Origin of the sequence: Spirillospora sp. NPDC047418, from assembly GCF_040643275.1 — a bacterium.
In the GTDB taxonomy this organism is placed as follows: Bacteria; Actinomycetota; Actinomycetes; order Streptosporangiales; family Streptosporangiaceae; genus Spirillospora.
The window spans coordinates 1-4,880 of sequence record NZ_JBEYTW010000187.1 but is presented as its reverse complement, the minus strand read 5'-3'; the positions used below and the strand labels follow the sequence as shown (position 1 = coordinate 4,880).

Annotated in this window: 6 protein-coding genes; 4 read left to right on the top strand and 2 right to left on the bottom strand. The window is 67.8% G+C overall.

Annotation, left to right across the window (positions count from 1 at the left end):
* The first annotated feature begins 148 nt into the window (after positions 1–148).
* Together ABZ806_RS44830 and ABZ806_RS44825 are read left to right on the top strand one after the other, a co-directional pair.
* Complete coding sequence (locus ABZ806_RS44830; RefSeq protein WP_500226066.1) at positions 149–1,303, top strand: Eco57I restriction-modification methylase domain-containing protein; 1,155 nt, start codon at positions 149–151, stop codon at positions 1,301–1,303.
* Positions 1,304–1,331: 28 nt separating this feature from the next.
* On the top strand, positions 1,332–2,051 hold the full coding sequence (locus tag ABZ806_RS44825) for a PaeR7I family type II restriction endonuclease (protein WP_500226064.1): 720 nt from the start codon (positions 1,332–1,334) through the stop codon (positions 2,049–2,051).
* A gap of 29 nt (positions 2,052–2,080) precedes the next feature.
* Here ABZ806_RS44825 and ABZ806_RS44820 read toward each other — a convergent pair whose 3' ends face one another.
* Positions 2,081–2,404 carry a hypothetical protein gene (locus ABZ806_RS44820; RefSeq protein WP_500226062.1) on the bottom strand — a complete coding sequence of 108 codons (324 nt, stop codon included), beginning with the start codon at positions 2,402–2,404 and terminating at the stop codon, positions 2,081–2,083.
* Positions 2,401–2,895, bottom strand: coding sequence for a hypothetical protein (locus ABZ806_RS44815; protein ID WP_500226060.1), 495 nt, complete (start codon positions 2,893–2,895; stop codon positions 2,401–2,403). Before ABZ806_RS44815 ends, ABZ806_RS44820 begins: the two co-directional genes overlap by 4 nt.
* Positions 2,896–3,208: 313 nt before the next feature.
* On the opposite strand from ABZ806_RS44815, the gene ABZ806_RS44810 reads away from it, so the two are divergent.
* Positions 3,209–3,757 (top strand): RNA polymerase sigma factor, encoded by a 549-nt coding sequence (locus tag ABZ806_RS44810; protein ID WP_500226059.1) that lies wholly within the window; start codon positions 3,209–3,211, stop codon positions 3,755–3,757.
* Between the two features lie 2 nt (positions 3,758–3,759).
* A complete protein-coding gene (locus tag ABZ806_RS44805) occupies positions 3,760–4,794 on the top strand; it encodes a CU044_5270 family protein (protein WP_500226058.1) in 1,035 nt (344 codons plus the stop codon).
* Positions 4,795–4,880 lie beyond the last annotated feature (86 nt).

Here is a 4,880-nt window from a genome sequence, read left to right as displayed (position 1 = left end):
CAGGCTCCGCTGCAGCCCCGGCAAGGCCGGCCACCTGGTCAAAGCCATTGCCGTCCTTCAGAACTACGAAGCCACCCGAGGATGAAAAAGGCTCATTGAAGATGTGGCTCCCAGCCTCCTTGCCGCGTACCGCCGGGCCTGTCCCACAATGGGCGGCAGGGCCGATGTCTACATTGGTTTCTTCGAGCGTGGCCTCGACCTGCTCGATGAGGGCGGCACCCTGGCGTTCATCTGTGCCGACCGCTGGATGCGGAACCAGTATGGGCGCCGTTTGCGGGAGAAGATCGTCAAGGGCGGCTTCGCCGTTGACTCCTGTTTGGTGATGCACGACGTCGCCGCGTTCGAGAACGAGGTGTCCGCTTACCCGGCGATCACGGTTCTCACACGTGGTCCGCAAGGCGAGGTGGGCATCGGTGAAGCGGGCGAGACCTTCGACCCCGCATCCGCTAGGGACTTCGCGTCCTGGTCGTGTCTTCGGACGCGTAGCCCACTCCACAGCGCAGCCGTTCGGGGGTCGCGCCTGCCGCATTGGCACCGCACCGCCGACTCATGGCCGGATGGAACTCCCGAGGCCCTGGCTTGGCTTGAGGACTTGCAGGACCGGCATCCGCCGCTCGAAGATCGCGAGGCCGGCACCAGGATAGGGATCGGTGTCGCGACGGGAGCCGACGCGGTATACATCACTCAAGACGCCGAGGCGGCCGAGCCGGAACGCATACTGCCGCTCGCCATGTCCGCTGATGTAAAGAGCGGCACCTATGCCTGGACGGGGCATTACCTGGTCAATCCATGGGACGAGGACGGTCTCGTCGACCTGGATGAATGGCCCCGGTTGTCCGAGTACCTCAACCAGAACGCGACCGCCGTCCTGCGCCGTTCGATCTCGAAGCGGTCACCCACGAGTTGGTTCCGCACCATCGACCGCGTCACCTCGTCCCTCACCAGTCGGCCGAAGCTTCTTCTCGAAGATATGAAGCGGCAGCCGAATCCCGTGCTTGAGCCGGGTGGTCACTACCCGCACCACAATCTCTACTACCTGGTGTCCCAAGAGTGGGACCTGGAGGTCTTGGGCGGCCTCCTCCTCTCTGCGGTGGTAGAGCGCCAGATCGCGGCGTACTGCGTGAAGATGCGCGGCAACACCTTGCGCTTTCAGGCTCAGTATCTTCGCAGAGTCCATGCTCCGCGGCCCGCGGAGATCCCCGCGGACATAGCAGATGAACTCGTCGTGGCATTCAGGGCTCGCGATAGGGCCGCAGCCACGGCCGCGGCCCTGGCTGCCTACAAGATGAGCGCGCTTCCCTAGTTTTCGTCTCCTCCCCCCGGAGCAGTCCATGGGCCAGACGGCCGAGCAAAGAGTGCAGCTTGCTCTTGAACACTGGGTTCAAGTGCGTCGCGAGCAGCAAGAGAAATCCAGGGTCAGCGGCAACGCCCAGGAGGGCAACCGATCAGCGGTCACCGGTGCTGGGCACCTCGACGGGCTGAACACCCGGATTGTGGACGAGATACGGAGCACAGGTGCGTCCGGCCTGGAGATCCGAACCAATCCAAAAGCCACCTTGCCGGGGTACTACCGGCCGTCCAAGGCGTGGGATCTGCTCGTGCTCCAGCACGGCTGCCCCGTGCTCGTCGTGGAGTACAAATCGATGAAGGGAAGCGAGGGAAGGAACCTTAACAATCGTGCCGACGAGATATTCGGGATGGCCGAGGACCTTCGGCAGGCGGAACTCAACGGGCGGCTCCCCAAGAATCTGCGTCGAGCCTATGTGTTCGTTATGGGCCTCACCCTCGAGAGCCTCAACCCGGTGGAGGTCCAGACCGCCTTCGGTGGAGCCGACCCGATCTTTGACGGGCGCTCCTACTTCGAACGGTCGGTGATCATGTGTCATCGGATGCGCGAGTCGAGCCTGTTCCACCTGACCTGGGCCGTCGGCGTCCGGGAGGATCCGGTCAGTTGGTACGAGCCGAACCCCGAAGTCGGCTGGCGGCGTTTCGCCGCTGATCTGCAGGGGGCCTTCGGTGGCAGTGTCCCCGTGCCTCCAGAAGTTCCCTGATCCCGGCCAGGGAGCGCTGGGCGGGGTGGCTAGTACCTGGGCTTGAGGGAGTAGATCGTCAGGCTGGTGAGCGGGGCCAGGACCAGGTAGTAGACGGCCCACATGATCAGGAGTGGGGTCAGCCAGCCGGCGTCCTGGCGTCCGCCGCGCTCTGTTGTGCAGTACATCGATATGTCGGTGCCTCTGCCCACGTGCTCGGAGACGACGAACGGGTCGGTGTAGGGGGCATCGCACAGCCATCGCGCCGTGAAGGTGACCTGGTCTGGCGCCAGAGTGGTGCTCATGAGCACCAGCAAGGCGGTTACGGGCACCATGACGGCGAGTGTGATGACCGCGGCGAGCCGGGGGCTCAAGACCGGGTCACCTTGGTGAAGCGGCCGTTCGCCTTGAAGGTAACCACGGCGTCCGCGCGGGAGGACGAGACGGCGACGCTGATCTTCGGGGCGGAGGCGGTCCGGGTCACTTCGATCGTTTCGACGTAGCCCTCGTAGTACTTCGTCTCGGCCAGGGCCGTGTCGACCATTTTCACGACGTCCTCGAGTGCGGGCACGTCCCGGACGGTGAAGGACATGCGGTCCAGGTCTTCGGCTGCGCTGACCTTCACGGGGGACGGACCGTCGAGGTCGTCTTCGGTGAACGTGAGTTCGTCCACCTGGTCGGGATGCCGGGGGAGGCGGAGGCGGGCGGTCACGCTGGCGTCCTCGGACTTGAGGACGAGCCTGGTGAGGGTGAGGCGGTCCGTCCCGTAGTGCTGGGAGAAGGCGGCCATCGCGTCGCGCACGAGTGCCGCGGTCAGCCCGCCGCCGCGTGACCGCATCTCCGCCACGAACTCGTCATGAGGCATCGCGCCGCAGGCGGAGGTCACGGTCGCCAGCGCCAGAGCCGACGTCAGACACGCGCCGGGGCGCTTGATGGGGGGGCACGCGGTGATCTTAGCCGCAGCCGTTCTGGCGCTCGGCGGTGTCGGCGGATCTTCGTGCGTGGTGTGAGGCGGGCGGGGAAATCGGGGGTGGTTTGGAGCGAAAGGGATCGGGCGTTGCGGCGGAGTTGGGGTGACAGCCGGATACATGATCCCGGAGGGTTCCCCCATGGCCTATCCCGTGGATGCGCCGCCCGATGACGACCGAAGGTCGGAGTCAGCAGGTGCGCATCACGCGGTGAATGCGGAGGACGCGCGGCTCATCAGCGAGTCGTTGCGCGATCCCGAGCAATTCACCGCCGTCTACGACCGTCATTACACGGTCGTCTTTCGCTACGTCGCGGGCCGTCTCGGCTCGCAGCCGGCCGACGACATCGCCGCCGAGACCTTCCTGGTCGCGTTCCGGCGGCGCAGGAGCTTCGACCAGGGCAAGGGCACGGTGCGGTCCTGGCTCTTCGGGATCGCGACGAAGCTCGTGTCGCAGCACCGCCGCGCCGAGACCCGCCGCTACCGGGCGCTCGCCAGGGTCGGGGCCGATCCCGCGGTCGGCAGCCACGAAGAGCAGGTCGTCACGTGGGTGACGGCTGAGGGCCTCCAGCCGCAGCTGGCCCGGGCGCTCGCCGCACTGTCGGCGAAGGAGCGCGATGTGGTGCTCCTCGTCGCGTTGAGCGGGCTCGGCCACGACGAGGTCGCGGCCGCGCTCGGCATCCCGTACGGCACGGTCGGCTCCCGCCTCAACCGCGCGCGCCGCAAGCTGCGCGCCGCCCTCGAACTGGAAGGTCTGTAGCGATGGACGAAATGCGGATGATCAGCACGCTGCTCGACGAGCGGCCGTCCGAGCGGTCGGTCGAGGAGGGACGCGCGCGGCTGGAGCGGGAGGTCCGGTCGCGGAGGCGGGCGCCCCGGTTCTCGATGCCGCGCTGGAGCATCGCGGCTCCGGTGCTGGCCGCCGGGACGGTCGCCGCGGTGACCGCCATCGCCGTCGGGATGTCGTCGGGCACCACTCCCGACACGACGGGGCCGGTGTCGGCCCGTACCGTGCTGCTCTCGGCGGCGTCGACGGTCGAGCGGGCGCCGCTCACCCAGGGAAAGTACTGGCACGTGGTGTCGCAGGAGCGCGCCAGGGTGATCGTGGGTAAGGGCATGTTCGACTCCACCTCGCAGACAGGATGGTGGGACGCCGGGCCCGGCCGCGAGGCGTGGTCCGCCACCCGCAGCCTGGGCAGCCGCTACCTCGGCCCCGCGCCGAAGGGCGGGCCGACGGTCGTAGACAACGGCGGCAAGCCGCAGCCGGAACGCACCACCGACAGCGGTCCGACCGGCTGGACGAAGGTCAAGGTGCCGGGCGGGCACGCGTTCCGCCTGCAGGAGTGGGGCAGTGTCACGCCGCCGGACGTGCGCGAACTGCCGGAGGACCCGCAGGGCCTCAAGACCTTCCTGGCGCAGGCGCTCAAGCGGTCGGTGCGGGCCGACGGCGGCTCGATCGACCCGGCGGAATGGCTGTTCGCCAACGCGCAGAAGATCGGCACCACGCCCGCGTCGCCGAAGACGCTCGGCGCGGCCTACCGGCTGCTCGCCACCGACCCGGGGCTCCGCGTCGTCGGCCAGGTCACCGACCCGCTCGGCCGGAAGGGGACGGCGATCGCCCGACCGGTCGCCGAGGGCGGCCAGGGCGAGGAGTGGCTGGTGATCGACCCGGCGACCGGGCGGATGCTCGCGCACGAGGACGTCCGCAAGCCCGCGACCGTGACCGGCTACCGCGCGATCGTCTCCTACGGCTGGACGAACACGGTCCCGGACTACCCGCGCGGCACGGTCGGCTAGCACGGGCCGAGCGGTCCACCAAGGTTCACCGGCTGCGTTGACCTGCGGCGTGTTGTTGTTATGAGCGCGTCGAAAACAACAACACG

What these genes read in the sequence shown, in the direction of transcription:
- ABZ806_RS44830 (WP_500226066.1), top strand. Translation starts at nt 149, where the DNA reads ATGGGCGGCAGGGCCGATGTCTACATTGGTTTCTTCGAGCGTGGCCTC.
- ABZ806_RS44825 (WP_500226064.1), top strand. Translation starts at nt 1,332, where the DNA reads ATGGGCCAGACGGCCGAGCAAAGAGTGCAGCTTGCTCTTGAACACTGG.
- ABZ806_RS44815 (WP_500226060.1), bottom strand. Translation starts at nt 2,895, where the DNA reads ATGCCTCATGACGAGTTCGTGGCGGAGATGCGGTCACGCGGCGGCGGG.
- ABZ806_RS44805 (WP_500226058.1), top strand. Translation starts at nt 3,760, where the DNA reads ATGGACGAAATGCGGATGATCAGCACGCTGCTCGACGAGCGGCCGTCC.